The 24,115-nt window shown below is 71.4% G+C and carries 26 protein-coding genes; 15 read left to right on the forward strand and 11 right to left on the reverse strand.

All coding sequences use genetic code 11. The features are described from left to right. The first annotated feature begins 266 nt into the window (after window positions 1-266). The gene (locus Vlu01_RS27890; protein WP_373307256.1) at window positions 267-1,910 is read left to right on the forward strand and encodes a M28 family metallopeptidase; all 1,644 of its coding nucleotides are present in this window, start codon (window positions 267-269) and stop codon (window positions 1,908-1,910) included. 55 nt (window positions 1,911-1,965) lie between these two features. Here Vlu01_RS27890 and Vlu01_RS02300 read toward each other — a convergent pair whose 3' ends face one another. Genes Vlu01_RS02300 through Vlu01_RS02310 form a run of 3 tightly spaced genes read right to left on the reverse strand, consistent with a single transcriptional unit; the run spans window position 1,966 to window position 4,366 of the window. Further along, a complete protein-coding gene (locus Vlu01_RS02300; protein WP_203992312.1) occupies window positions 1,966-2,667 on the reverse strand; it encodes a YqeB family protein in 702 nt (233 codons plus the stop codon). Continuing rightward, entirely contained in the window at window positions 2,664-3,452 is a 789-nt protein-coding gene (locus Vlu01_RS02305) for an ABC transporter permease (protein ID WP_203992315.1), read from the reverse strand. Before Vlu01_RS02305 ends, Vlu01_RS02300 begins: the two co-directional genes overlap by 4 nt. Beyond that, entirely contained in the window at window positions 3,449-4,366 is a 918-nt protein-coding gene (locus tag Vlu01_RS02310; protein ID WP_203992328.1) for an ABC transporter ATP-binding protein, read from the reverse strand. Before Vlu01_RS02310 ends, Vlu01_RS02305 begins: the two co-directional genes overlap by 4 nt. A 132-nt stretch (window positions 4,367-4,498) precedes the next feature. Between Vlu01_RS02310 and Vlu01_RS02315 the strand changes: the two genes are divergently transcribed. From Vlu01_RS02315 to Vlu01_RS02325, 3 genes are all read left to right on the forward strand, one after another. Further along, window positions 4,499-5,746 carry a sensor histidine kinase gene (locus Vlu01_RS02315; RefSeq protein WP_203992330.1) on the forward strand — a complete coding sequence of 416 codons (1,248 nt, stop codon included), beginning with the start codon at window positions 4,499-4,501 and terminating at the stop codon, window positions 5,744-5,746. After that, on the forward strand, window positions 5,722-6,480 hold the full coding sequence (locus tag Vlu01_RS02320; protein WP_373307267.1) for a response regulator: 759 nt from the start codon (window positions 5,722-5,724) through the stop codon (window positions 6,478-6,480). Before Vlu01_RS02315 ends, Vlu01_RS02320 begins: the two co-directional genes overlap by 25 nt. A 94-nt stretch (window positions 6,481-6,574) precedes the next feature. Further along, on the forward strand, window positions 6,575-7,108 hold the full coding sequence (locus Vlu01_RS02325; RefSeq protein ID WP_203992332.1) for a hypothetical protein: 534 nt from the start codon (window positions 6,575-6,577) through the stop codon (window positions 7,106-7,108). An 88-nt stretch (window positions 7,109-7,196) separates the two neighbouring features. On the opposite strand, the gene Vlu01_RS02330 is transcribed toward Vlu01_RS02325, so the two are convergent. Continuing rightward, complete coding sequence (locus Vlu01_RS02330; RefSeq protein ID WP_203992340.1) at window positions 7,197-7,985, reverse strand: D-Ala-D-Ala carboxypeptidase family metallohydrolase; 789 nt, start codon at window positions 7,983-7,985, stop codon at window positions 7,197-7,199. Window positions 7,986-8,287: 302 nt separating this feature from the next. Between Vlu01_RS02330 and Vlu01_RS02335 the strand changes: the two genes are divergently transcribed. Continuing rightward, window positions 8,288-8,917: a DUF6642 family protein gene (locus Vlu01_RS02335; RefSeq protein ID WP_203992343.1), complete on the forward strand. Its 630-nt coding sequence runs from the start codon at window positions 8,288-8,290 to the stop codon at window positions 8,915-8,917. Between the two features lie 89 nt (window positions 8,918-9,006). On the opposite strand, the gene Vlu01_RS02340 is transcribed toward Vlu01_RS02335, so the two are convergent. The 3 genes from Vlu01_RS02340 to Vlu01_RS02350 all read right to left on the reverse strand — a co-directional run bounded on the left by Vlu01_RS02340 (window position 9,007) and on the right by Vlu01_RS02350 (window position 12,636). Continuing rightward, on the reverse strand, window positions 9,007-10,368 hold the full coding sequence (locus tag Vlu01_RS02340) for a M20/M25/M40 family metallo-hydrolase (RefSeq protein ID WP_239095644.1): 1,362 nt from the start codon (window positions 10,366-10,368) through the stop codon (window positions 9,007-9,009). A 260-nt stretch (window positions 10,369-10,628) separates the two neighbouring features. Next, the gene (locus Vlu01_RS02345; RefSeq protein ID WP_203992345.1) at window positions 10,629-11,273 is read right to left on the reverse strand and encodes an NAD(P)-dependent oxidoreductase; all 645 of its coding nucleotides are present in this window, start codon (window positions 11,271-11,273) and stop codon (window positions 10,629-10,631) included. A 130-nt stretch (window positions 11,274-11,403) separates the two neighbouring features. Continuing rightward, entirely contained in the window at window positions 11,404-12,636 is a 1,233-nt protein-coding gene (locus Vlu01_RS02350) for a serine hydrolase domain-containing protein (RefSeq protein ID WP_203992349.1), read from the reverse strand. Between the two features lie 71 nt (window positions 12,637-12,707). Between Vlu01_RS02350 and Vlu01_RS02355 the strand changes: the two genes are divergently transcribed. From Vlu01_RS02355 to Vlu01_RS02375, 5 genes are all read left to right on the forward strand, one after another. Next, entirely contained in the window at window positions 12,708-13,304 is a 597-nt protein-coding gene (locus Vlu01_RS02355; protein ID WP_203992352.1) for a pentapeptide repeat-containing protein, read from the forward strand. Window positions 13,305-13,449: 145 nt separating this feature from the next. Beyond that, window positions 13,450-14,382: a hypothetical protein gene (locus Vlu01_RS02360; RefSeq protein WP_239095645.1), complete on the forward strand. Its 933-nt coding sequence runs from the start codon at window positions 13,450-13,452 to the stop codon at window positions 14,380-14,382. Window positions 14,383-14,469: 87 nt separating this feature from the next. Further along, window positions 14,470-14,817, forward strand: coding sequence for a DUF1330 domain-containing protein (locus Vlu01_RS02365; RefSeq protein ID WP_203992355.1), 348 nt, complete (start codon window positions 14,470-14,472; stop codon window positions 14,815-14,817). Between the two features lie 91 nt (window positions 14,818-14,908). After that, window positions 14,909-15,226, forward strand: coding sequence for a hypothetical protein (locus Vlu01_RS02370; RefSeq protein ID WP_239095646.1), 318 nt, complete (start codon window positions 14,909-14,911; stop codon window positions 15,224-15,226). A 180-nt stretch (window positions 15,227-15,406) separates the two neighbouring features. Then, window positions 15,407-15,688, forward strand: a complete 282-nt coding sequence (locus Vlu01_RS02375; RefSeq protein WP_203992358.1) for an adhesin — start codon at window positions 15,407-15,409, stop codon at window positions 15,686-15,688. Here Vlu01_RS02375 and Vlu01_RS02380 read toward each other — a convergent pair. Beyond that, on the reverse strand, window positions 15,672-16,694 hold the full coding sequence (locus Vlu01_RS02380; protein WP_203992360.1) for a beta family protein: 1,023 nt from the start codon (window positions 16,692-16,694) through the stop codon (window positions 15,672-15,674). The two genes, Vlu01_RS02375 and Vlu01_RS02380, sit on opposite strands and share 17 nt — an antisense overlap. Window positions 16,695-16,785: 91 nt before the next feature. Between Vlu01_RS02380 and Vlu01_RS02385 the strand changes: the two genes are divergently transcribed. Continuing rightward, window positions 16,786-17,673 (forward strand): sulfotransferase domain-containing protein, encoded by an 888-nt coding sequence (locus tag Vlu01_RS02385; protein ID WP_203992364.1) that lies wholly within the window; start codon window positions 16,786-16,788, stop codon window positions 17,671-17,673. 74 nt (window positions 17,674-17,747) lie between these two features. On the opposite strand, the gene Vlu01_RS02390 is transcribed toward Vlu01_RS02385, so the two are convergent. From Vlu01_RS02390 to Vlu01_RS02400, 3 genes are all read right to left on the reverse strand, one after another. Beyond that, the gene (locus Vlu01_RS02390) at window positions 17,748-18,281 is read right to left on the reverse strand and encodes a PepSY domain-containing protein (protein WP_203992379.1); all 534 of its coding nucleotides are present in this window, start codon (window positions 18,279-18,281) and stop codon (window positions 17,748-17,750) included. 100 nt (window positions 18,282-18,381) lie between these two features. Then, window positions 18,382-19,656, reverse strand: a complete 1,275-nt coding sequence (locus Vlu01_RS02395) for a HAMP domain-containing sensor histidine kinase (protein ID WP_203992382.1) — start codon at window positions 19,654-19,656, stop codon at window positions 18,382-18,384. Next, on the reverse strand, window positions 19,653-20,348 hold the full coding sequence (locus Vlu01_RS02400) for a response regulator transcription factor (RefSeq protein ID WP_203992385.1): 696 nt from the start codon (window positions 20,346-20,348) through the stop codon (window positions 19,653-19,655). Before Vlu01_RS02400 ends, Vlu01_RS02395 begins: the two co-directional genes overlap by 4 nt. 103 nt (window positions 20,349-20,451) lie before the next feature. Between Vlu01_RS02400 and Vlu01_RS02405 the strand changes: the two genes are divergently transcribed. From Vlu01_RS02405 to Vlu01_RS02420, 4 genes are all read left to right on the forward strand, one after another. Then, a complete protein-coding gene (locus Vlu01_RS02405) occupies window positions 20,452-20,955 on the forward strand; it encodes a septum formation initiator (protein ID WP_203992387.1) in 504 nt (167 codons plus the stop codon). 209 nt (window positions 20,956-21,164) lie between these two features. Beyond that, on the forward strand, window positions 21,165-21,572 hold the full coding sequence (locus Vlu01_RS02410; RefSeq protein ID WP_203992390.1) for a hypothetical protein: 408 nt from the start codon (window positions 21,165-21,167) through the stop codon (window positions 21,570-21,572). Between the two features lie 256 nt (window positions 21,573-21,828). Next, the gene (locus tag Vlu01_RS02415; protein WP_203992395.1) at window positions 21,829-22,221 is read left to right on the forward strand and encodes a cupin domain-containing protein; all 393 of its coding nucleotides are present in this window, start codon (window positions 21,829-21,831) and stop codon (window positions 22,219-22,221) included. A gap of 84 nt (window positions 22,222-22,305) precedes the next feature. Then, on the forward strand, window positions 22,306-24,105 hold the full coding sequence (locus Vlu01_RS02420; protein ID WP_203992399.1) for a glycoside hydrolase family 15 protein: 1,800 nt from the start codon (window positions 22,306-22,308) through the stop codon (window positions 24,103-24,105). The last annotated feature ends 10 nt before the right edge of the window (window positions 24,106-24,115 follow it).

A 24,115-nucleotide genomic window follows, 5' to 3' on the forward strand; every position in this document is an offset into this window, starting at 1 on the left:
GAAAGTCGATCATCCTGCTGCGCGTACCACCATCACCACCGCCCGTGGCCGTCGTGGTCCGTGGCGGCTGCGACCACGACGGGCAATCCGGTCGAGTCGGGCAATTGCCGACGCCGGGTGCAGCCACGGAGAGTAACGACCAAACGTCGTTTCGTATCGGCTGATCAGGCCCTTTGCGCTGGCATAGAGATGTATCAGGATAGCGGGACGTCCGGCGTACGGGGGTAAGGGAGCCGGACATCCATAGAGGAAGGACGTGGCACATCGTGGTGCCTTTCTCCGGTAGGAAAGTGCTCGCCGCCATCGCAGCCGGCACGCTCTTGGGCACGACAGCGCTGGTAAGCCCGGCGTTGGCCAGCCCGAACAACAACTCGGTCAAAAAGCTGACCAAGGCGGTGACGGTCAAGGGGGTGCTCAAGCACCTCGACAAGTTCCAGGCCATCGCCGACGCCAACGCCGGCACCCGCGCCTCCGGCACCCCGGGCTACGACGCCAGCGCCGACTACGTGGCCAAGCTGTTGAAGAAGGCCGGCTACCAGGTGACCCGGCAGCAGTTCGACTTCGCGTTCTACGAGGAGTTCGGTTCGTCGTTCGCCCAGGTGGCACCGAACGCGACCACGTACACCGACGGCGTCGACTACGAGTTGATGGACTACTCCGGTGACGGCACCGCGGAGGGACTGGTCGTCCCGGTCGACCTCGCTCTCGAACCGCCGCGCGCCTCGTCCTCCGGCTGCGAGGCGACCGACTTCGACAACGTCGACGTCACCGGCAAGATCGCGCTGCTGCAGCGGGGCACCTGCGCGTTCGGTGACAAGGTCGTCAACGCCGAGGCCGCCGGTGCCATCGGCGCGATCATCATGAACCAGGGCAACGGTACGCCGGAGGCCAACGCGGACCGCTACGACCTGTTCGCCGGCACCCTCGGCGCACCGGTCGGCATCCCGACCGTCTCCGTGTCGTACGGCACCGGTGAGCAGTTCGCGGCCACCGCCGGCCTGGTGGTGCGGATCGAGGCCGACACCACGTCGGAGATCCGTAGCACCGAGAACGTCTTCGCGCAGACCCGGCACGGCCGGACCGACAACGTGGTCATGGCCGGCGCGCACCTCGACTCGGACCCGGCCGGGCCGGGCTACAACGACAACGGCACCGGCAGCGCGGCGCTGCTTGAGGTGGCGCTGCAGATGGCGAAGGTGAAGCCGAAGAACGCCGTCCGCTTCGCGTGGTGGGGCGCGGAGGAGGCGGGCCTGGTCGGCTCGCAGTACTACGTGGACAGCCTGACCGAGCAGCAGATCGCGGACATCGCGCTCTACCTCAACTTCGACATGGTCGGTTCACCGAACTACGTGTTCGGGGTGTACGACGGCGACGACTCGGCGCAGGAGGGCTCCGGCCCGGGTCCGGAGGGCTCGGCGGAGATCGAGAAGGTGTTCGAGCGGTTCTTCGCCTCTCGCAAGCTGCCCACCGTGGCGTCCGACTTCTCCGGCCGCTCGGACTACGGGGCGTTCATCGCCGCCGGTGTGGATATTCCGGCCGGTGGCCTGTTCACCGGGGCTGAGGGCGTCAAGACGGAAGCCGAGGCCGCGCTCTTCGGTGGTTTGGCCGGGGTTGCCTACGACCCCTGCTACCACCAGGCGTGCGACAGCCGTACTCCAGTCGCCGACGGGGCCGACGCCGCGACCTACCAGGCGTTGGGCAAGAAGTACAAGCTCCAGGGCAACGTGAACGTCTACGCGCTGGACGTGAACTCCGACGCGATCGCCGCCTCGGTGATCACCTTCGCGTACGACACCTCGAAGGTGAACGGTGTGACGACGCCCGGCAAGGGCAAGGGCAAGGGCAAGCACGGCCACGGCCACAAGCACGGTCACGGCCACAAGCACGGCCACGGGCACCACTGGCGGTAATCAGCCATCCGCCAGGCGGGCCGGACCCCTGTTTCCGGGGTCCGGCCCGTTCGGGTCAGTCGGGCAGTGCGGCGCGGCGGGTCAGCCGGACGTGCTGCCGCTTGCCGGCGTCACGGACCACCACCCCGTAGCGGGACAGTTCCTTCCGCAGTTCCCGGACCTCATCGTTCCGGTCACGCTCCAGCGCCTCCCGCCGGGCACGCAGCAACGCGTCCGCGCCGGCCGGCAAGCCGGGTAGGTCGGGCACCCAGAGCCGGTACGCCTCGCCGTGCGGATCCGCCTCCGCCCACGGCCAGCCGTGCTCCCGGAAGGCTTCGGCCAGCCGCTTGGCCGGCAGGTCGTTGGGTTGCCGAACCAATTCGGCGTCGTCCGCGTCGAGCAGCACCAGGTTCTTGCCGTCCAGGAACACCACCCGGGTGTCCCGCCGGCTGATCACCCGCTCGGAACTGCCCTCCCGGACCTGGACCTCGGTGCCGGACACCGTCACGGCTACCCGCTCGTTGGTGCCGATGACGGCGATCACCAGCCCGACTAGGACGCCGACGCCCACTCCGCCGGGTATCGCGTACTGGTCGGGTAGCCCGTCAACCGCACGGAACAGGCCCTGCGCCGGTGCCCACGGCAGGCCTGCCACCCAGCCTGCCCCGGCCACCAGCAACCCACCCAGCGCGCCGCCGAGCAGCGGGATCCCGCCCCAGAGCACGACCAGTTCGGTGAGGCCACCGCTGACCACTGTCGGCTTCCCGTACGCCCTCACGCCACCTCCCGCCGCATGGTGCGGATCATCCCGGCGACCAGCGGCACGACCATCCACAGCAGCAGCGACACCGCGAGTCGTTGCCATTGTCCGGCGGTCACCTCGGCGGTGAACAGCGGCTCCATGGTTCGGCCGGTGTCCAGCCACTCGGCCGCGCGGTGCAGCGGCCGGACCAGTTCCCCGACGATCGACCAGACGATCGGCAGCACCAGGTAGGCCACGATGGCCAACGGGGTGTTCAGCAGCAGCAGTCCGAACGCCGCCCCCATCAGCACGCTCGCCACCTGGAACACCACGCTGTGCGCCACCAGGGCCCCCTCGACCTGCCAGGTGCCCGCGCCTCCCGTGGCGCCGGCGATCGCCGTGCCGGCGGCGGCGAACGCCAGGCTGGCCAGGACCGCCCCGAACGCCGCCAGCACCACCGCGACGAGCTTGGCGGCGATCACCCGCTCCCGCCGGGGTACCAGGGCGAATGTGGTCAGCGCGGTGCGTTGCGACCACTCGCTGGTGATCGACAGGATGCCCAGCACCGGCAGCAGCACCCCGACCGGCAGCAGCGCGGTGACGTAGAAGGTGGTGAAGGTCTGTTCCGGCGCTTCGGCGTACACCAGGAGGAGCGCGACGACGGCGGCGCTGAGCAGGCCGATGATGATCAGCAACCAGCGCCCGGCCCGGGTGTCGACGAGTTTGCGCAGTTCCACGACGGTCAGCCGGGCCAACGACGGCTGGGGCGCGCCCGAGCGGTGCCCCGGGGTGGTCTCTGGTGCGGTGCTGACGATGGTCATCGGACGACCTCCCCGGCCGGCTCGGCGATGGCGGTGGCGGGCGCGGCGGCGGTCAGGGCGAGGAACAGCTGCTCCAGGCCACCTCCGCCAGCCGGACGCAGTTCGGTGAGGGCCACCCCGGCGGCCAGGGCGACCTCACCGACCGCGTCGGTGTCGGCGCTGACCAGCAGCCCTTCGGAGTTGTCGCTGACCGTCAGGCCGGCTCGGTGCAGCGCGGCCCGCAACGCGGCACCGTCGCGGGCGCGTACCACGGTGCCCGCGCCGGCCAGCAGGTCGTCCTTGTCTCCCTGGGCCACGATCCGGCCGCCCCCGATCACCACCAGCCGGTCCGCGACCGCCTCCACCTCGCGCAGCAGGTGGCTGGAGAGCAGCACGGTGCCGCCCCGGTCGGCGAAGTCTCGGAGCAGGCCGCGCATCCAGAAGATGCCCTCCGGGTCCAGCCCGTTGGCCGGCTCGTCGAGCACCAGCACCCGAGGGTCACCGAGCAGCGCGTGTGCCAGGCCGAGCCGCTGTCGCATGCCCAGCGAGTAGGCGCGCACCCGGCGTCGGGCGGCGGCCGGCCCCAGCCCGACCAGGTCGAGCACCTCGTCGACCCTGCGTCGGTTCACGCCCATCGTGGCGGCGGCCACGGTCAGCGTCTCCCGGCCGGTCCGGCCGGCATGCTGGGCGGAGGCGTCCAGGAGTACGCCGACCGTGCGGCCAGGGTTGGGCAGTTGCCGGTAGGGGCGGCCGTCGACCGTGGCGGCACCGGAGGTCGGCGGGGTGAGCCCGCAGATCATGCGCATCGTGGTGGACTTGCCAGCCCCGTTGGGGCCGAGGAAACCGGTGACCGTGCCCGGCTCGCAGTGGAACGACACGTCCTCGACGGCGGTGTGCCGTCCGTACCGTTTGGTGAGCTGCTGTACGGCGATCATAGGGGCAGCGTGTCCGAGCCGGCCGGCCATCCGCAGCGGCCGTCGGTCTGCCGCCGCTCGACCAAGGTCGACGTTCAGGTCTCGACTTTGGTAGCTGGTCGGTCACCCCGGCGGCTGCCTACCATTACGCCTGTGACCAGCGTCGTCGTCCTTGATCACCCGGGTCTGCTGCCCGGGGCGCTGGGCACCACCGGGCAAGATCGACGACCCCGACGCACCACCCGCGACTGGCTGGTCGACAGCTTCTGCTTCCTGGCTTCACTCGCCTGGGTGACGCTGGTCACCTTCGACGCCGCCAGCCCGGCCCCGATCCTCGCCGAACGGCTGCCGTACGAGTGGATGATCCTCGCCGACGCACTGCTCGGCCTGGCCTGCGTGGTGGCGCTCTGGTGGCGGCGGCGCTGGCCGGTGGGGCTGGCGTTGGTGACGCTGCCGCTGACGATGTTCTCGATGACGGCCGCCGTCCCACTGCTGATCATCTACTTCACGGTGGTGGTGCACCGCCGGACGGCGATCGCGCTGGCGATCACCGCGGGCGGGCTGGTCACCAACATGTTCTTCGCCCTGCTGCGGCCCGAGCCTGGCAACCCGTACTGGGTCTCCACCGCCTGGGGCGTGGTTTTCACCCTGCTGGTGCTGGCCTGGGGGATGTTCGTCCGGGCGCGCCGGCAGCTGGTGCTGTCGCTGCGGGAGCGGGCCGAGCGGGCCGAGGCCGAGCAGCAGCTACGGGTCGCCCAGGCCCGACAGTTGGAGCGCACCCGCATCGCCCGGGAGATGCACGACGTGCTCGCCCACCGGATCTCGCTGCTCAGCCTGCACGCCGGGGCGCTGGAGTTCCGCCCCGACGCCCCCGCGCAGGAGGTGGCTCGGGCGGCCGGGGTGATCCGGGGCAGCGCCCACGCCGCCCTCCAGGACCTGCGCAAGGTGATCGGCGTGCTCCGGGCCGAGATCTCCCTCTCCGACGAGCCGGAACGGCCCCAGCCCACCCTCGACGACCTGCCCGGGTTGATCTCCGAGTCCCGGGCCGCCGGGGTCCGTGTCGACCTGCGCGAGCAGGTCCGCGCACCGGACCTGCTGCCGGTGGCCGTCGGTCGCAGCGTCTACCGGATCGTCCAGGAGGGGCTCACCAACGCCCGCAAGCACGCTCCCGGGGCCGCCGTCACCGTGGAGATCGGCGGTGCTCCCGCTGACGGGTTGAGCGTGGAGATCCGCAACCGTTGGCCGGTGGGCGAGCCCGCCGCGTTGGCCATCCCGGGCACCGGCACCGGCCTGATCGGCATCGGGGAGCGGGTCACCCTGGCCGGTGGCCGGCTGGAGCACGGACGCGACGAGCGGGGCGACTTCCGACTCGCCGCCTGGTTGCCGTGGCCGGCGACATGACCGGCCCGCTGCCGGCCGCCGGCGCTGAGAGCGGTGTGGCGCCGGCCGCCGGTACAGGGTCGCCGGCGAACGAGGAGCGTCCGGTCCGGATCCTGATCGTGGACGATGACGCGCTGGTACGCGCCGGACTGTCGATGATCCTCGGCGGCACGCCTGATCTGGACGTGGTCGGCGAGGCGGCCGACGGCATCGAGGTCGTCCGGGCCGTTGCCGCGTGCCGGCCGGATGTGGTGCTGATGGACATCCGGATGCCCCGGCTGGATGGGCTGGCCGCGACCGAGGCACTGCGTGCGCTGCCCCAGCCGCCGGAGGTGCTCGTGCTGACCACCTTCGACGCCGACGAGCACGTCCTGCGGGCGCTGCGGGCCGGTGCCAGCGGGTTCCTGCTGAAGGACACCCCGCCGGGGGAGATCGTCCGGGCGGTGCGCCGGGTGGCGGCCGGCGAGGCGACCCTGTCGCCGACGGTGACCCGGACGCTGATCGAGCACGTCACGGCGGGACCGGTGGCTGATCCGCGTCGGGACCGGGCCGCGCGGCTGATCGAGGGCCTGACTGAGCGGGAACGGGCCGTCGCCCTGGCTCTGGGCATGGGGCGCACCAACGCCGAGATCGCCGCCGAGTTGTACATGAGCGTGGCCACCGTCAAGGCGTACGTCTCCCGACTGCTGACCCGTCTCGGGCTCAACAACCGGGTGCAGGTGGCGCTGCTCGTACACGACGCCGGGCTGGTTTGAAATCGGTTTTGAACCATCCCGCTCCGGTGGCCGTACCACTGCTTGAGGTGCGGTGCTCAAGCGCACCGCTACCGGAGCTGCGGGAGGTCTGGCCGTGCGAGTTGATGAGCAGTCGACGGATCCCATCGATCAGATTCTGGGCGAGTTGCCGGTCCCGACGCCGTTGACCCCTGAGGACGTCCGGTTGGCCGTCCGGGCGGTGGTCGTGCACGCGGCCGAGGAGTGGCCGTCCGGGGCGCTGTGCCGCAACGACGGTGCCCGGTTCCCCTGCCGGCTGCATCGTTGGGGTCGGCGGGTGCTGCTGGACCACGGGCTCAACGAGCGACAGCTCGACGCCCTGATCCGGCACGGCAATCCGTTCGTGCACGTGCCGTTCCCGTTCCTGATCAACGGGCCGTCGACGGGACGTACTCCTGCCGCGCGGCCGGCGGGCGCCGACCGTGCCGCCGGGTACCCCCCTCGGGCCGCCGGTCATCCGACCCGACCCGATCGCGTCGCCGGATACCCGGCGCGGGGCCCGGTGCCCCGAGTGGCCGCCCCCGCCGCGCGTACCGGCGTTCGGGCGCCCGGTTCCAGCCGGCCGGTGGCACCCCCCGCCACCGCGCCGCGCTGGCCGCGGGCGAGCTGAGCGGGCTCGCCCGACGGTACGACGCCGGCCCGGAATGCGCGGTCCTTCCCCCGCCCACGCCCGGGCCGGCGTCGCGATGCGTCGTGCCTCAGCGGTTTCCGGCCGGGATTCCGCAGTCGGGTGCCGCCCAGTAGGTGTTGTTCGTGCTGCGGTCCTGGTTGTTCTCCCGCCGCGAGTCGACGTGGACGTGGGTGTTGTGCCCGGCCACGCCGGGCCCGATGATGCCGCTGAAGCCGTGGTTGCGGGCCTGGCGAGCGATCTGGCACAGCGACTTGTCGCGTGAGACGAGGTCGGCGGCGTTGCCGTAGAGGTGCTGGCTGTCCGACGCCCCGCCCACCTGGCTGTTGCAGGCGCGGCTGCGGAATCCGCTGGTCACGATCAGCGGTTTGTCGCCGAGGCTCTTGCGCAGCGCTTCCAGCTTCCACATGGTGCGCAGGGCGCTCTGGCGGGTCTGTGCGGCGCTCAGGGGGCCGCCGTTCCACCCACTGCCGCCGCAGCCGTCGTCCATCTCGCGGTAGCTGAAGTGCCGGGGCGTGCAGTTGTCGTCCTGGATCTGGTACAGCTTCCGGAACGTCTGTGGCCCGGCGATTCCGTCGACCCGGATGCCGTACGCGGCCTGGAAGCGGCGGACCGCGGCGGCGGTCTTCGGGCCGTACCGCCCGTCGAGTTCCACGATGTTGTTGTTGCCGGCCCAGCCGGCCATCCGTAGTTGCAGCTCACGTACGTCGCTGCCGGAGCGCCCCTGGTAGAGGGTTCGGTCCCAGGTGTAGCAGCCGTCGGCATGGGCCGCTGGCGCGGCGACCACCGAGGCGATCGCGGCGCCCGGCAGGGCCAGGGCGAGGGCGACGACTGCCCGTTTCAAGGTGTGTACGCGCACAGAAGTCCTCCCGATAGGAGAGTGAATGGGGTGGCATCCGGGACTTCGACCGGGCTGTCCCGTGGATCCACCCTCGCACCGGAGCAGTCGGTTGGCGGCGATTAACGAGAATTGTCCTCACAATTCGCTGTACCTGAGCATTACCTGAGAATTAGGGGCGTTTGCGAATCCGGCAATCGGCGGCGAGGCGCCCTAGACGAGCCATTCCGGCGCGGAATGTCGCAACTGGTGACACGGAGGGTGATGTTCTCCGGGCCTGGCGGCCCGGTAACGTCAGCGCGGGCGACGACGGGGAGGTCGACGTGGCGCGTGGTGGCATCTTCTGTGTCGAGGGTCAGTGGCACCGCGATCTCAACGAGCGCGGATCCGTGCTGCCCACCCTGGAACTGCTCGAACGGCTGGGCAAGGTCCGCTTCATCCACAAGGACGCGGCCACCCGGGACGAGCTGTTCTACTTCATCGACCGTTGGCTGCTGAAGCAGTACGCCGATCACCGACTGGGCTTCTTCGCCATGCACGGCGAACCGAACCGGCTGTGCCTGACTGACTGGCACTCCGTGGAACTCGCCGAGGTGGCCGACCTGATGGCCGGGCGCTGCGAGGGGCGACGCCTCTACTTCGGCAGTTGCTCGGTGCTGCGCACCCCGGAGTCAGTGCTGCGGGACTTCCTCGACGTCACCGGGGCCGCGTTGATCTGCGGCTTCACCCGAGAGGTGGACTGGGTCGAGTCGGCGGCGTTCGAGACGGTCCTGCTCGACGTGCTCGCCAACGGCCGCCGGCACAACGCTGCCGAACTGCGGATGGGCTCGGCGCACTGGGCACCGCTCGCGTCGTACCTGGGTTTCCGGATCATCTACGCCAACGGCCGCGCCTGGCGACCGTCGATGCGCCCCCGCGTGCCCAGCCAGCCCTCCGCCGGCCAGCACGTCTGAACGCCGACGGAAACGGCCGGCGACCTGCCCGGAGCCCGTACCGCCTTGACCGGGTGTGGGGCGCGGCCGGTGCCGCGCCCCACCCGGGATCAGCGCCGGGCCGTCGCGTACGTGGCGCAGCCGATCAGTTCCATCGACACCTGGAGCCGTTCCAGGCTGATGTTCTTGGCGATGGTGTCCTCCGGGCTGTGGTACGGCGGCTCCAGCAGCGCCGGTGACTCCTCACCACGCCAGGAGAAGTTCGCGCTGGCGATGCCGACCTCCTGGAACGACTGGTGGTCGCTGGCGCCGCGCTGGGTGACCGGCGAGATCTGCGGCTCGTAGCCGAGCCGCCGGGCGGCGGCGGTGACCTCGTCGGTGGCCCGGTTGCTCTCGCCGGTGAAGGACAACAGCCAGTACCGGGTCGCCGGGTCCCAGCTGGTGGCGACCATGTCGTTCTGGTAGACGGCGATAATCCGGTCCCGCTCGGGCTGCGGCAACTGGGCCACGTAGTAGCGCGAACCGATCAGGCCCTGCTCCTCCGAGCCCCACAGGGCGAACCGCACCGTGGCGTCGATCGGCACCGCCTTCAGCACCCGAGCCAGTTCCAGGCAGAGCACCGTGCCCGAGCCGTCGTCGTTGGCGCCGGGTGCGCCGATGACCGAGTCGTAGTGGGCGCTGACCATGACCACCGGACCGTTGCCGCCCGCGCGACCGCGTCGCTCCGCCAGCACGTTGTGCGAGGTCAATCCCCGGTGGGCGGTGGTGGCGATGGTCAGGGTGAGGGGGCCGGCGGCCAGCAGCGCGCGCAGCCGGTGCTTCTGCGCCTGGGCCACCCCGACGACCGGGATCGGCAGCGGCGCGGCGGCCGAACCGGGCAGGGTGGGGGAGAACGCCGAGGCCCGACGAGGCTCCACCAGGTCGGCCGGGAGGAAGACCACTGCCGCTGCTCCGGCCGCCACGGCGGTGGCGGCGAGCTGCTCGCGCTGGGCCGCGACATAGTCGACCAGCACGATCCTGCCGGTGACGTCCGCGGGATAGTCGCCGGGCGTACCCGCACCGACGTCGACCACGGTCGCGGTGACCCGGGTGTCCAACGCGGCCTGCCCGCTCGCCCCGGCCTGCCAGTTCAGGTCCGTGGGAAGCCCGGCCGGCGAGCTGAGCTGGGCGAGGAACTTGTCCGCGACGGGAAAGGGTTGCAGGGTGGTGTCGTAGCGCAGCTTGTCGAGCTGGCCGGCGAGGTAGTGCGCGGCCCGGCGCTCCGAGTCGGTGCCGCCGATACGTGGCCCGATGTCCTCGGAGAGCACCTTCAGGTGTTGCAGGGCGCGCCTCGCCGACAGCTGCGCCACGACGACCCGGTCCGGTGGGGTCAGGGCCGGCGGCCGGTGTGCGCCCGGGCGGTGGTCGTCGGCCGCCCAGACGGGGGCGGGCAGGGCCACGGTGGCGGCGCCACCGAGGGCGACGGTCAACATCCGCCGCCGGTTGAGTGAGCCTGATCCAGTGCGGCGGGACGATTCGTGCGGTGAAGTCACGGTGTCGTCGAACGAAGCCAAGACGGCGCCCTCCTGATTCGAGGTCCGATCCGGGCGTCAGGGGTGTGACGCCCGGATCACAGAGACTCGAATCTATCCGGCTAGTGCGGTGTCCAGGAACGTGGGCGGTGTCGCGGCCCGGTGCGGCCCGGTGAACGTTTCTGGACACCGCACTGGCTGCCCTTGCTCAAGATCAGAGATCAGTACGCGGCGGTGAAGCGCATGTTCCGGAAGCGTCCGTTCTCGATCTCGTCGACCACCGCGACCGCGAGATCCTCGTAGCTGAGCACGCTGCGGCCCTGCGGGTCGGTCACCGGCTGATCGGTGCCGGTGCGGTACCGGCCGGTGCGTTCACCGGGGTGGAACTCCAGCGGTGGCGGCGAGAGATACGTCCAGGTCACCCCGTCGGCCGAGGAACGGTAGAGGTCCAGGGCCGCCGCCTGCCCCAACGCGGAGTCGCGGTACTCATCGGGAAAGTCCGGTTCGTCCAGCAACCGGGTGCCCGCGGGAGTGAGCAGGGTGGCACCGCCGCCGACATGGATCACCCGGGGCGCCGCCGGCATCCCGCGCAACGCGTCGAGCACCGTCCGCGCCGCGTCGGCCCACAGCGTACGACTGCCGCCGCCGATCGCCAGCACCAGCGCGTCCGCCTCCGGGGCCAGCTCCCGCACGCTCCGCGCACTTGTCGCGTCCCCGGTGACGACCCGAATCCCGGCCGGCAGGTACGACGCGTCCGCCTCGGGGCGGCGTACCGCGGCCACCACCCGGTGCCCGCGGTCGAACGCCTCTTTGGCGATCCGCGAACCTGCGGTGCCGGCCGCACCGAACACGACGATGTCACTCACGCCGCCGCCCACTCCGCGCTGCGTCGGCGCGAGGCGCCCGCCGCGGCGCTTGCTGGTTCGCCCGCTCGCTCACGCCTCCCAGGCTAGGGAGCGCGCCCGCCGGTCGTCGGTGGAACGGGAATCCCGGCGCTCAGTCGACCAACGCCGAGTAGACCAGTTGGCGTAACTGTGGGCGGATGGGCCAGGTGCTCGACGGCATCAGCTGGGTGAAGAACATGGCGGTGATCTCTTCGACCGGGTCGACCCAGAACGCCGTGCTCGCCACGCCGCCCCAGTAGTACTCGCCGACGCTGCTCGGCACCCGGCTCGGTACCGGGTCGTCGACGACCGCGAAGCCGAGGCCGAACCCGATGCCGTCGAGGTTGGTCTCGGCGAACCCGCCGGTGGACAGGGTGCCCAGGTCCCGGTCGGCGGGCAGGTGGTTGCGCGTCATGAACCGCACCGTGCGGGGACCGAGCAGACGCGTGCCGTCCAGCTCACCCCCACGCAGCAGCAACTGGGTGAAGCGGTGGTAGTCGGCGGCCGACGAGATCAGCCCACCGCCGCCGGAGAGCAGCGCCGGTTTCTCGTACGCCAGCGCGCCGAGCGCGTCGTGACGCACCGCGCGACCGGAGGTCGGGTCCGGTACGTAGAGCGCGGCCAGCCGCTCGGCGTCGGCGCCCTCGACGTGCCAGCAGGTGTCGGCCATGCCCAGCGGACGCAGGATCCGTTCGGTCAGGAAGGTGTCCAGGCGTTGCCCGGAGACCACCTCGATCAGCCGGCCGAGCACGTCGGTGGCGACCGAGTAGCCCCAGGCGGTGCCGGGCTGGAACAGCAGCGGCAGCTCGCCGAAGACCCGGCATGCCTCGGCCAGGTCGACCTCGGCCGGCGGATAGAGGTCGTAGCCGGCGGCCCGGTACAGCCCGTCGACCACCGAGGTCTGCATGAAGCCGTAGGTCAGCCCGGCGGTGTGGGTGAGCAGATGCCAGATCCGGATCGGCTCGATCGCCGGCACGGTGTACGGCTTGAGCGTCGAACCCTTCGCGTAGACCCGCATCTCGGCGAACTCGGGCAACCAGCGCCCGATCTCGTCGGTCAGCTCGAAGTGGCCCTCCTCCCACAGCATCATCGCCGCGACCGAGGTGATCGGCTTCGTCATGGAGTAGATCCGCCACAGGGTGTCCGGCTGTACCGGCGTGCCAGCCTCGCGGTCCCGCAGGCCGTACGTCGAACTGTGCGCGATCTCCCCGCGTCGGGTGACCACCGCCTGCCAGCCGGCCAGCCGGCCGGCGTCGACGTATCTGGCGAAGTGTTCGTCGATCCGGGCCAGCCGCGTCGGATCGAATCCGACCTGCTTCGCCTCGATGCGGGGTGCGATGTTCACCCCAGGGAACCTACCGGCCGGTATGCGCGGCGGGAAGGCGTCTTGTCGGGCTCACTGGTTACCCTGCGGGCATGCCGGAGTTGACCGAGGACGCCACCTTCCGGGACGAGGACTGGTATGCCGAGGACCTGGCCGACCGACACTTCGTCAACTGCAGCTTCCACCGGGTGGATCTCACCGAGGCGACCAGCCGGGGTGCGGTCTTCGAGGGCTGCACCTTCGGCGACGTGGCGTTCAACGTCTCCCGGCACACCGACTCGGCCTTCACCCGCTGCGTCTTCACCCGGTGCAACCTCTTCGAGGCGGAGTTCACCGGCTGCAAGCTGGTGGGCAGCACCTTCGACCGTTGCGATCTGCGGCCGTTGACCGTGGCCGGGGGTGACTGGTCGTTCCTCACTCTCGCCGGTGGCGACCTGCGCGGCGCGCGGTTCACCGGCGTACGAATGCGCGAGACCGACCTGTCCGGGGCCGACCTGACGGGTGCGGTGCTGACCGGGTGCGATCTGTCCGACGCGCAGTGGCGCGGAGCTCGACTGTCTGGTGTGGACCTGCGGGCCAGCGATCTGACCGGGCTGGACCCGACCACGGTGCACCGCGCCGAGACGGTCATTGACATGATGCAGGCGGCGACCATCGCCCGGGCCCTCGGCTTCGACATCCGCGACTGAGCCGTCCGCACCGTGCACCTGCGGCGGCCAGGGACTTCGACCCGCGCCCTAGCGCGGGGGGCCCCGGCGATGCCAGGGTGAGGCGTCCACGCATCCGGGGCGCAGCGTGCCGGTGCGAGTCCGGTCCGGCAGAAGTGGAGAGTCGGTGGCGGAGGAGAACCCCCCACGGGCAGCTCGCGGCCGAGCCCCCGGGCACCGCGTACCGGCGATCCGACAGCCTTCCGGCGAGGACCAGGAGACCCGGGCCGCCCGTCGGCTGGCCCGGACCCGCAGGCGTCGCCGCTGGGCCGTGGAGGGGATCGCCGCCCTGGCCGGCCTGCTCGCCCTGGTCGGGTACGTGCACTGGTGGTCGGAGCCGACACCGGAGCAGCCGGCCGAGCCGGATGGCCTGCCCGCGGTGGTCGGACGCCCGAGCCTGCCCAGCGGCGGGCCCAGTGCGCCGGCCGTGCCCGGCTTGCGCCCCCGGGAACGCTCACCGAGCCCCAGTCCGGTCCCTACGCCCAGCCGCACCTCCGCCACCCCACCTGCCGCGTCGATGCTGCTCACCGTCGATCGGTCGGACATCCCGGAGACGGTGAACCTGACCCGGGTCGGTGACCGCGACTGGGTGCACTGGGGACTGCGCGGTGCCCGGACAACGGTGCGCAAGCGCAACGGCACCGCCGAGATCCGTGACCTGGACGTTCGGGGCGAGCGGAGCGGCTGGGACGGCAACCAGGAGCTGTTCCGGTGGCGCGACGGCACGCCGGTGCGGTCCACCGACGCCACGCCCGACGGGGTCTACACCTGCGGGGAGGGCAACGGCTTCAGCCTCGCGGTCGTCGCCGACGGCCAACCGCGTACGGTCATCGTCTACCTCGGTGTGTGGATGGCCCGGGGCCGGCTGGAGGCGCGGCTGGGCGACGGCGGCCCGCGCCGCACCCTGCGGCTGGAGGAACGGCACACCAGTCAGTCCACTGGCGCGACCATCCGGTTCCAGGCTCCGAGGGGCACCCGACTGCTGCTCAGCTGGACGGTGGAGGAGAGCTTCACCCCGCACTGTGGCAACGTCGGCCTCCAGGCCGTCGCGTTACGCTGACGGCGGGCGGAAGAGCAGCCCGGTGGCTGACCGGTCGGTGGCGTTGCCCGACTGCGACGGACGGGACGATGTCGGGGAGGACGAAGGATGCCTGCCTTCGCACTGGCGCATCTGCGGAACCCGCAGATCAACGAGGACGTGTTGACCTACCTGGAGCGGATCCAGGCCACCCTGGAGCCCTTCGGTGGCCGGTTCCTGGCGCACGGCCCGGAGGTGGAGGTACGCGAGGGCGAGTGGCCGGGCAGCGTGGTCGTCCTTGAGTTCCCCGACCGCCAGCAGGCGCACGCCTGGTACGACTCGCCGGCGTACCAGGAGATCCTGCCGCTGCGGACGCGGCACATCGACGCTTCGGCGATCATCTTCGACGGGGTGGGCCCGGGCTTCGAGCCCGGCCAGAAGGCGGCGATGCTGCGGGCGCAGGCGGCCACCGGCTGACTCCTCGGGACAGTTTGTCCGTCACCCTGGGTCCATCGAGTCGTAACGTCCTGCTGTCCGTGTTCGACCGTCCAGTGTGGAGGTCAAGCCGATGAACAGCAGGAGCAGTACCGTCCGTCCCGGCCCGCGGCCGGGCGAGCGGGCCGGGACGGGGCTGCGGGATATTCCCCTGCCGCCCTACGTGACCGCCGAGGATGCCCAGTTCGCCGTACGCGCTGTCGTGGTGCACGCGCCACGAAGCTGGTCGGGGGGCACGATCTGCCGCAACGACGCCAGCCCGCATCCGTGCCGGCTGCATCGATGGGGGACCCGGGTGCTCGCGCTACGGGGTCTGCACGACGCCGACATCGCCGCACTGATCGAACGGGGTGATCCCGCGGCCCCGCTGCCGCCGCGGTCCCCGGCCTGAGACGCAACCGGTGCGGATACCCGCGCAGCGCGCCGTCATGCCGCGAATCGCGCCGGTATCCGTCTATTTGACGGACTCCTCGACAGCGGGCACCGTGGAGGGCTGGAGGGGCTTTGAGCTGCCCCGATGCGGCCCTGGAGGCAGTGCCCAGGAGCCCAGACATCCACGAGGAGTCCCACCATGCTCACGATGACCGACAACGCCGTCCTGGTGATCCGTGATCTCGCCGCGCAGCAGGACGTCTCCGAGGGCGGCGGCGTACGCATCGCCGCGGACACCATGGCCGGCTCGCTCACCGTCGAACTGGTTCCCGCCCCGGTCGAGGGCGACCACGTGGTCGACAACCAGGGTGCCCGGATCTTCCTCGATTCGGACGCGGCCGACCTGCTCGGTGACGCCTCGGTCGACGCGTCCGTCGACGACGAGGGCGTCGTGCAGTTCGGGTTCACCGAGAAGGAATAGCGCGGGCGGGACGGGCCAGCGCGTCCAGTACGTGGGCCAGATGGTGCGAGGTGCTCCACGCCATCCAGTTGGTTGCCGAGCCCGCCCCGGCACCCCGCCGAGCCCGACGCGAGATCTCCTGGTCGCCCCAGGAGAAGCTCGCACCCGTCGCCGGCCAGTGCGGCCCCGACACCAGCGTGCGGCACAGGTCGGCGACCCGCTGGTCGCCCTGGCCCCGGCGTCGGGACCAGCGGTGGACCCACCAGGCGCCGTTGCCGGTGTAGGTGACCGTCAGGTGTCGGTCGGCGGTCGGTTGGGCGGGGATCGCGGCCGGGGCCACGCCGTAGTCGCCGAAGGCGACGCCCAGATCGGTCAGCCGTTGCCAGAGCAGCCAATCCCAGCGATTCACCCGTACCGGCTCGTCGACGGGCAGTCGGGACAGGGCCGGCGGGATGCCACCGGCCACCACACTCACCGAACGCCAGGCGTGCCGCCGGGCCCAGCACAGCACCCGCCGGACCCGGGGCTCGGCCAGCCGGACGTCCGCCGGGCAGCACACGTCACCGCAGTCGACCACCAGGTCGCACTGCTCAGGCCCCAGCCGTGCGTGCCGCCCGATCCGCTCCACAGCCGTGGTGGTGGCGTCGGGACCGGCCCGGTCCTGACGGAGCCGTAGGCGTACCACGGCCCGGTGGGCGTGTGCCCGGGCCGTGTCACCGTGCGCCGCCAACCGCCGCTCACCGTCCGTCAGACCGATCACCGGCATCAGCGGTACGCCCCAACGGGCCAACGCGGCTGCCGTCGTGTCCGGTAAAGCGCCGATGTCGACGGCTGGGAGCAGCCCGGGCGGCAGTCGGGCCAGGGAATCGATGACGGGCCGGTCGATGGTGGACAATTCCAGGATCGGGCTGAGCATGGGGGTGTGGGCGTCGTCGAGGTGGCTGAGCGCCTCCAGCTCCCCGCGCCGTGCGGCGAGGACAGGACGATAGACCAGCTCCTCCGCCCGACCTGCGGGGGCGGGCACCATAATTCAATGTAGCCAGACGATTACCCACCTCCCAGGGCGGGGCAGCGGGAATTCGCGGGACAGGTGTCAGCTCCCCGACTATCCTCGCGCGGTGTCCGACACACCGCGCCGGTACCGGTCCGCCGAAGAGGACAGCGCCCGTTGGCGGGGCTTTCCCTTCCGTCCCGGGGACATCGTGATCAGCACCCGCTCCAAGAGCGGGACCACCTGGATGCAGATGATCTGCGCGCTGCTGGTGCTGCGTACGCCGGAGCTGCCGGCACCGCTGATCGAGCTGTCACCCTGGCTCGACTGGCTGGTCGAGCCGCAGGAGCGGGTGTACGCCCGGTTGGCCGCTCAGCGGCACCGTCGCTTCGTCAAGACGCACACCCCACTGGACGGAGTGCCGAGCGACCCCCGGGTGCACTACGTGGTGGTGGCCCGCCACCCGCTCGACATGGCGGTCTCGCTGCATCATCAGGGCGCCAATCTGGATCGTGTCCGCCTCGCCGAGTTGACCGGCAGGCCGGCGCCGCCGGCGCCGGACGGCCCTCGGCCGTCAGTCGAGCAGGCGCTCGTACGCTGGATCGACGCTGATCCGGATCCGCACGCCGAGCTGGACTCACTGCCCGGCGTCATGTGGCACCTGGGTGACGCCTGGGCCCGCCGGCATCTGCCGAATGCGCACCTCGTTCACTACGACGACCTCCAGGCCGACCTGGCCGGGCAGATGCGGCGGCTGGCCGAGCGGCTCGACCTCGAACCCCCGAGCGCCGATCTGGTGGAGGCGGCCACCTTCGCCCGGATGCGGGCGCGCGCCGACCGCCTCGCGCCCGACTCCGCCGGCGTCATGAAGGACCGCAACGCCTTCTTCCGCAGCGGTCGGTCCGGTCAGGGCAACGCACTGCTCGACGAGGAGACACGGACCCGCTATCACTCCCGAGTGGCCGCCCTGGCACCGTCGGACCTGCTGGCCTGGCTGCATCGCGCCGAGGCGTGAAACGTCGGCACCCCCGCAGCGGGGGTGCCGCTGCGGGGGTGCCGGTGGGCCGTCACCGGCCCGAGAAGCTCGGGTCAGTCGTTGTCCCGGTCGTCGTCATCGTCGTCATCGTCGTCATCGTCGTCGTCGTCATCGTCATCGTCATCGTCGTCGTCCACCGGCTCCTGCTCGGCCTTGACGATCTCACCGGACTGCCGGTCGATGTCGATTTCGTGTTCGGTGTCGCCGTTGACGATCTCGACCTCCCAGACGTCCCGGCCGTCCTCCCGGTCCCGGTCGGTCTCGGTGATCCGTCCACCACCGGCGTGTGCCAGCGCGATCTCGCCAGCCCGCTCGCGGCTCACCGCATCACCCTCCGCGGGCGGTTGGCTCTGCTCCGCCGGCACACCGGTCGGGTCGGCAGTGGTGGTCACGGTCGGGTCGGCGGGGGTGGCGGTCACGGTGGGATCGGCCGTGGTGGCGTCACTCGGGGCGGCGGTCGCCGCGGTCAGGGTCGTCTGCCGCGCCTGATTGCCGTCCGCCGCCGCCACGCCGAGGAACACCCCGACCGCCGCGAGCACCGCCGCCGTACCGCCGACCGACGCCAGCATCAGGGGGTTGCGTTTCATCGTCTGCACCTTTCCTCGGTTGTGGTATCGAGGATCGGTCAGGCCACGATAGCGGCGCGCTGTCCGAACCCTAAGCCCCGGTTAAGACTCGATTCGGAGCTCAAGCGTCACGCCGACCGAGCCGGAGCGTGACTTCGGCCCCGCCGCCGGGTCGTTCGCCCAGCTCCAGCCGCCCGCCGCTGGCCTGGGCCGCCCGGCGGGCGATGTCCAGCCCGAGTCCGGTCGACCCGGCCTGGCTCGCTCCCCGGCGCACCGAGTCGGCCGTGAGGCCAGGGCCCTCGTCGGCCACCGTCAGTACCACCTGATCGTCGAGGGCGCGGAGTCGGACGGCGAAGGGGGTGCCGTCCGGGGTGTGCGCGAAGACGTTGCCGAGCAGGGCGTCCACGGCGGCGGCCAACTCGTCGGCCGCAACGCCGACCGGAACCGGGCCGGGTGCCAGGTCAAGGTCGACCGCACGGCCGGTCTCCTCAGCCAGCACCGACCAGAAGGCGACCCGGTCCGCCACGGTGTCGACGGCATCGGCGACCACCGCGCCATCGGTGGGGGTACGCCAACGGGCCTGCCGGATCAGCCCGGTGACCGCCCGTTCGAGTCCGTCCACCGCGTCGATCACCCGGGCGGCGTCCTGCGGGTCGCGGAGCGACTCGGCCTCCAGGCGCAGCGCGGTCAGCGGCGTACGGAGCCGGTGCGACAGGTCGGCAACCTGTTCCCGCTCCTGCACCAGCAACTCCTGGATCCGGCCGGCCAGGTGGTTGAGGGCCCCACCCACCTCGCGCAGCTCGACCGGCCCCGACGGGTTCACCCGCGCGTCCAACTCGGCGTTGGCCAGCCGGTGCGAGACCTCGGACAACTCGCTGATCGGGCGGACCAGCGTGTGGGCCAGCCGATCGGCGACGGCCAGGGCGATCAGCACCAGCAGCGCGCCGAGCATGGCCAGCACCAGCCAGGCACGACCCACCCCGGCGTTCATCTCCGCCTGCGGCACGACGGTGCGGATCACCGCGGTGCCGTCCGTGCGCCCCTGCACCGCGATGACCACCTCCCGGCCGCCGGCCGTCTCGGCGGTCAGGCTCTGCCCACGCCCGGCCAGCTCCACCGCCGGGGTACGGGTGGTGTCCGAGCCGAGCACCGTGCCGTCGGGCAGGAAGACGCTGACCGGCCGCGCCGATTCGGCGGCGAGCTGTTCGACGGTCAGCCGTACGGTCTCGACGTCGGCGGTGCCGACCACGGAAGCGAGGCCCTGCGCGTCGGCGGTGGCCCGCACCGTCGCCCGGTCCTCGGCGGCGGTGCGCAGCAGCAACGCCAGTGGCACCAGGAAAGCGATCACGATGAGGACGCTGACCGCGGCCACCAGCAGTGCCAGGCGCGCCCTCACCCGCCGGCCTCCGGAGTCACCAGCCGCACCCCGACCCCGCGTACCGTGTGCAGGTAGCGCGGACTCTGGGCGCTCTCGCCGAGCTTGCGACGAAGCCAGGACAGGTGCACGTCGACGGTCTTGTCCGCCCCGCCGTACGGGATCTGCCACACCTCGGTCAGCAACTCCCGCTTGGTCACCACCTCGCCGACCCGGCTGGCCAGATGCCGCAACAGGTCGAATTCGCGCGGGGTCAGTTCGACCGGCTCCCCGTCGAGGCTGACCTGCCGGGACCGGGGGTCGATCCGCAGCCCACCGATCACCATCGTCGGGTCCTCCTCGGCCGGCCCGCCTGGTCCACGGCGCAGCACCGCGCGAATCCGCGCGTCGAGCTGCGCGGCGGTGAACGGCTTGACCACGTAGTCGTCGGCGCCCGCGTCGAGCACCCGGACGATCTCCCGCTCGTCGTCGCGGGCGGTGGCCACGATGACCGGGACGGCGCTGACCGCCCGCAGCATCCGCAGCAGCTCACGACCGTCGAGATCAGGCAGCCCGAGATCGAGTACCACAAGATCGGGGCGGTCGTCGAGCGCGTCGCGCAACCCGGTCATCGCGGTGGAGGCGGCGGCCACCGCATGTCCCCGCTCGCGTAACGCCCGTACCAGCGGAGTGCGGATGGTCAGGTCGTCCTCGATCAGCAGCAGGCGGGGCACAGCAGGCAGCGTATCCGCACGGCCTGTCGCCGGCCGGGTTCGTTAACTGTCCCTTAGCGTTGCCCGAAGGTCGCCCCAACCGAAGATCGGGGATAGTCGGGTGATGGGCCGTCGCACCTTCCTCGTCGTGGCCGGATGGCTGGCCACCGCAGTCGTCGCCACCCTGATCGGGCTCGCCGCGATCCGCTTGGTCGGTGAGAGCCTGACCGGGACGCCGGGCGGGGTCCGCAGCCAGGAGGAGATCGCCCGTGCGCTCGCCGAGCCGGTGCCGAGCGGCACCACGGTGGCCGGCGGTGCACCGACCGACGCCTCGACACCCGGCACCGACCCGAGCGCAACGCCGGCGAGCCCGGTGTCGCCGGCCGGTCCGAGTACGGCGCCGCCTGATCGGCGCAGCTTCTCCACGGTGGGTGGCAGCGCGGTGGCCGAGTGCCGGCCGGGCGGCGTGTACCTCGTCTCCTGGTCGCCCCGACAGGGATACCGGGTCGACGACGTCGATCGTGGCCCGGACGACGACGCGGACGTGACGTTCGTCGGCCCGAGCGGCGAGTACGAACTGTCGGTGCGGTGCGTCGGCGGGGTGCCCATCCTCGACCCCGACGACTGACCCTCGCGCACGTTGGAGGCGTCGTCGCAGGTCAAAGCCTTGATCGACAACTCGGATGTCCATGATCGGACAGTCCTTTGCCTGGCTGACGACAGGGAACGCGACATACGTTCGAGGCACAAAGGGGTCTGATCGGTGCTGATCCCCCATTAGTCGTCGCAAAACAAGTCAACACGCCAGAGCCGCTCGGCCGGGCTGAGAGGAGAGCGATGTCCAGCGCGAGAGCCAGGAGCAGAGGCGAACCCCAGCCGGTGCCGGAGGACGAGGCCATGGCGCACGCCGACGCTGAACACACCACCTGCGCCGGGGCGGGCATGCCGTTGACCGCGAGAGTTCTCTTCGCCGTCGTCAACGCCGACGGCCTGCTGGTCCGAGGGCTGGGCGCGGCGGCGGCGAGCCGGCTGCGGACCGGGATGTACCAGGTGATCTTCGACCAGGATGTGACGGGTGCCAGCCTGGTCGGGACCGTCGGCCTGGTGGGCAGCGCCGGCCTGGCTCCGGCCGGCCAGATCACGGTGGCTGGTCGTACCGGCATTCCAAATGCCGTCTTCGTGACCACCTTCGACGGTGCCGGGTCGGCCGCCGACCGCCCCTTCCACCTGGCCGTGCTCTCCTGAACAACCCCGTCCTGGAGAGGTCGGCGCGCACGAGCGCGCGGCGCCGTTGACCCGAGGGTCGAAACCGCGCCGCGCTCGACCGTCTCCCACCGCCGCAGCCGTACGGCGGTACGTCAGCGGGGACCTGGCATGACCGGTCGCACCGGTCGCTGGTGTCGATCCCCGATCGGCAGTGGTCCAAACCCTCCGACAGTGGCCAGTTCCACCATTTGCGAAGCGCGGCGTGGACGGGCCTGCGTTGGGGTATGTGTCAGGCATGGAGCACTTCACTATCGCGACCGTTGCCGAGAAGAGCCCGGACTTCCGGCGGGTGCTGTGGACCGGGAAGCACACCCAGTTGGTGATCATGACGATTCCGCCCGGTGGTGAGATCGGTGAGGAGGTCCACGAGGACATCGACCAGATCCTGACCTTCGTCAGCGGCACCGGTGAGGCACGAGTGGCCGGGGAGAAGCGTGAGGTGGTGCAGGGCGACCTGGTGGTCGTACCGGCCGGCACCCGGCACAACTTCGTCAACACCGGGCCGAACCCCCTGGTGCTCTACACCGTCTACGGGCCGCCGGAGCACGCCGACCAGGCTGTCCACCACACCAAGGAGGAGGCCGAGGCCGCCGAGGCCGCCGGCAAGGACGAGCCGCCGACCTCCTGAGCTGGTCCGCCGGCCCGGCCCAGCCGAGGCCGGCGGCACCGCGTGGGGCGTGATGAGCCCTGAAATCGCGGGTACGCCGATCGCATGGAGCAGCCGGCGATCTCCGACTACGGGTATCTCTCCGACTGCCGCTCCGGTGCGCTGGTCAGCCGGACCGGCTCGATCGACTGGTGGTGCCCGGACCGGTTCGACTCGCCCTCGGTCTTCTGTCGACTGCTCGACCCGGACGGCGGCGGTCACTGGCGACTGGCACCGTCGGCCGTGGGGTATCCCGGACACCGGGTAGAGCGTTCGTATCAGCCGGACACGCTGGTGCTGCGTACCGTCCACCACACCCCGGAGGGAAGCGTCGCGGTCACCGACGCCCTCGCCGCCGAGCCGGGTGCCCGCGCCCACGACTTCGGCCTGCGCTCGCCGGCCGTGCTGCTCCGCGTTGTCGAAGGGCTCTCCGGGCGGGTGCCGATGGCCCTGGACTACCGCCCGCGACCGGAGTACGGCCTGCTCACCCCGTACCTGCGGGAACTGCCCGACGGTGCGGTGGTGGCCGTGGCCGGCCCGGTGGAACTGGTGCTGCGTTGCGCCGGCCTACCCCTGCGCGCCGAGCACGACCGGGTGCGGCACACCTTCACCGTCGAGGAGGGCCAGGTCCTCGGCTTCGACCTGGCCTACGCGTCGGGGTACGGCAACCCACCGGCACGGCTCGACCCGGTCCGGGCGCTGGCCGACACGATGCTGGCCTGGCGGTCGTTCCGCGAGGACCACCGGTACGACGGACGCTATCCCGAAATGGTGCGACACAGCGCCACGGTCCTCACCGGACTCACCTACGCGCGCAGCGGCGCGATCACCGCCGCATCGACCACCTCGCTACCGGAACGGATCGGCATCGACCGCAACTACGACTACCGCTTCTGCTGGCTGCGCGACTTCGCCATGACGATGCGGGCCTTCTGGGTGGCGGCCTGCCCGACCGAGGCGTCCCGGCTGTTCGAGTGGGCGGCCCGTTCGATCGGCCGGGTCGGCCCCGATCCGGTGCCCGTGCTGTTCGGCCTCGAGGGGGAGCGAGACGTCTCCGAGCACTCCTGTCCGCACCTGCGTGGATATCACGGCTCCGGCCCGGTACGCATCGGCAACGACGCCTGGCGGCAGCGACAGCTCGACGTGCCGGGGGAGGTCATCTCGGCGGTGTGGCGGTTGCGCAACCGCCTCGGCGACCAACTCGCCGCCGAGGTACGCGACATGGTGGTCGGTCTCACCGAGCAGGTGGCGGCCACCTGGCGACTGCCCGACCGGGGCATCTGGGAACCGCGTGACCGTGAGCGGCACTACCTGTCGTCCAAGGTGCTCTGCTGGGTGGCGATGGACCGGGCGGTACGACTGGCCCCGCAGTTGGGCGAGGGGGCGGACGTCCGGCGCTGGGCCGCCGTCCGGGACGAGATCCGGGCCACGGTGCTCCGGGACGGTTTCGACGAGCGCAGGGGCGTCCTCACCGGTGCCTTCGGATCACCGGAGCTGGACGCCGCAGCCCTGTACCTGCCGGTGGTGGGGTTCCTGCCGGCCACCGACCCCCGGATGCGGGCGACCATCGACGCGGTCGAACGGGAACTCGGTAGCGCGGACGGCCTGATCCGCCGCTGGGACGGTGACCCGGCCGGCTTTGTGCTCTGCTCGTTCTGGCTGGTGGAGTGCCTGATGCTGGCCGGTGAACGGGAGCGGGCCGCCCGACTGTTCGACCGGATCTCCGGGCAGGCCAACGACGTCGGGTTGTTCAGCGAGCAGATCGACCTGGCCACCGGGGCGCACCTGGGCAACACGCCTCAGGCGTTGTCCCACATCGGCCAGGTCAACGCCGCGTGGCGGCTGACCGAGCCGACCGCCGAGTGACGCGCAGGCA

The sequence above is a fragment of the Micromonospora lutea genome, assembly GCF_016863535.1.
Lineage (GTDB): Bacteria > Actinomycetota > Actinomycetes > Mycobacteriales > Micromonosporaceae > Micromonospora > Micromonospora lutea.

What these genes read in the sequence shown, in the direction of transcription:
- Vlu01_RS02305 (WP_203992315.1), bottom strand. Translation starts at nt 3,452, where the DNA reads ATGACCATCGTCAGCACCGCACCAGAGACCACCCCGGGGCACCGCTCG.
- Vlu01_RS02310 (WP_203992328.1), bottom strand. Translation starts at nt 4,366, where the DNA reads ATGATCGCCGTACAGCAGCTCACCAAACGGTACGGACGGCACACCGCC.
- Vlu01_RS02340 (WP_239095644.1), bottom strand. Translation starts at nt 10,368, where the DNA reads ATGTTGACCGTCGCCCTCGGTGGCGCCGCCACCGTGGCCCTGCCCGCC.
- Vlu01_RS02355 (WP_203992352.1), top strand. Translation starts at nt 12,708, where the DNA reads ATGCCGGAGTTGACCGAGGACGCCACCTTCCGGGACGAGGACTGGTAT.
- Vlu01_RS02365 (WP_203992355.1), top strand. Translation starts at nt 14,470, where the DNA reads ATGCCTGCCTTCGCACTGGCGCATCTGCGGAACCCGCAGATCAACGAG.
- Vlu01_RS02370 (WP_239095646.1), top strand. Translation starts at nt 14,909, where the DNA reads ATGAACAGCAGGAGCAGTACCGTCCGTCCCGGCCCGCGGCCGGGCGAG.
- Vlu01_RS02375 (WP_203992358.1), top strand. Translation starts at nt 15,407, where the DNA reads ATGCTCACGATGACCGACAACGCCGTCCTGGTGATCCGTGATCTCGCC.
- Vlu01_RS02380 (WP_203992360.1), bottom strand. Translation starts at nt 16,694, where the DNA reads ATGGTGCCCGCCCCCGCAGGTCGGGCGGAGGAGCTGGTCTATCGTCCT.
- Vlu01_RS02390 (WP_203992379.1), bottom strand. Translation starts at nt 18,281, where the DNA reads ATGAAACGCAACCCCCTGATGCTGGCGTCGGTCGGCGGTACGGCGGCG.
- Vlu01_RS02405 (WP_203992387.1), top strand. Translation starts at nt 20,452, where the DNA reads ATGGGCCGTCGCACCTTCCTCGTCGTGGCCGGATGGCTGGCCACCGCA.
- Vlu01_RS02410 (WP_203992390.1), top strand. Translation starts at nt 21,165, where the DNA reads ATGTCCAGCGCGAGAGCCAGGAGCAGAGGCGAACCCCAGCCGGTGCCG.
- Vlu01_RS02415 (WP_203992395.1), top strand. Translation starts at nt 21,829, where the DNA reads ATGGAGCACTTCACTATCGCGACCGTTGCCGAGAAGAGCCCGGACTTC.
- Vlu01_RS02420 (WP_203992399.1), top strand. Translation starts at nt 22,306, where the DNA reads ATGGAGCAGCCGGCGATCTCCGACTACGGGTATCTCTCCGACTGCCGC.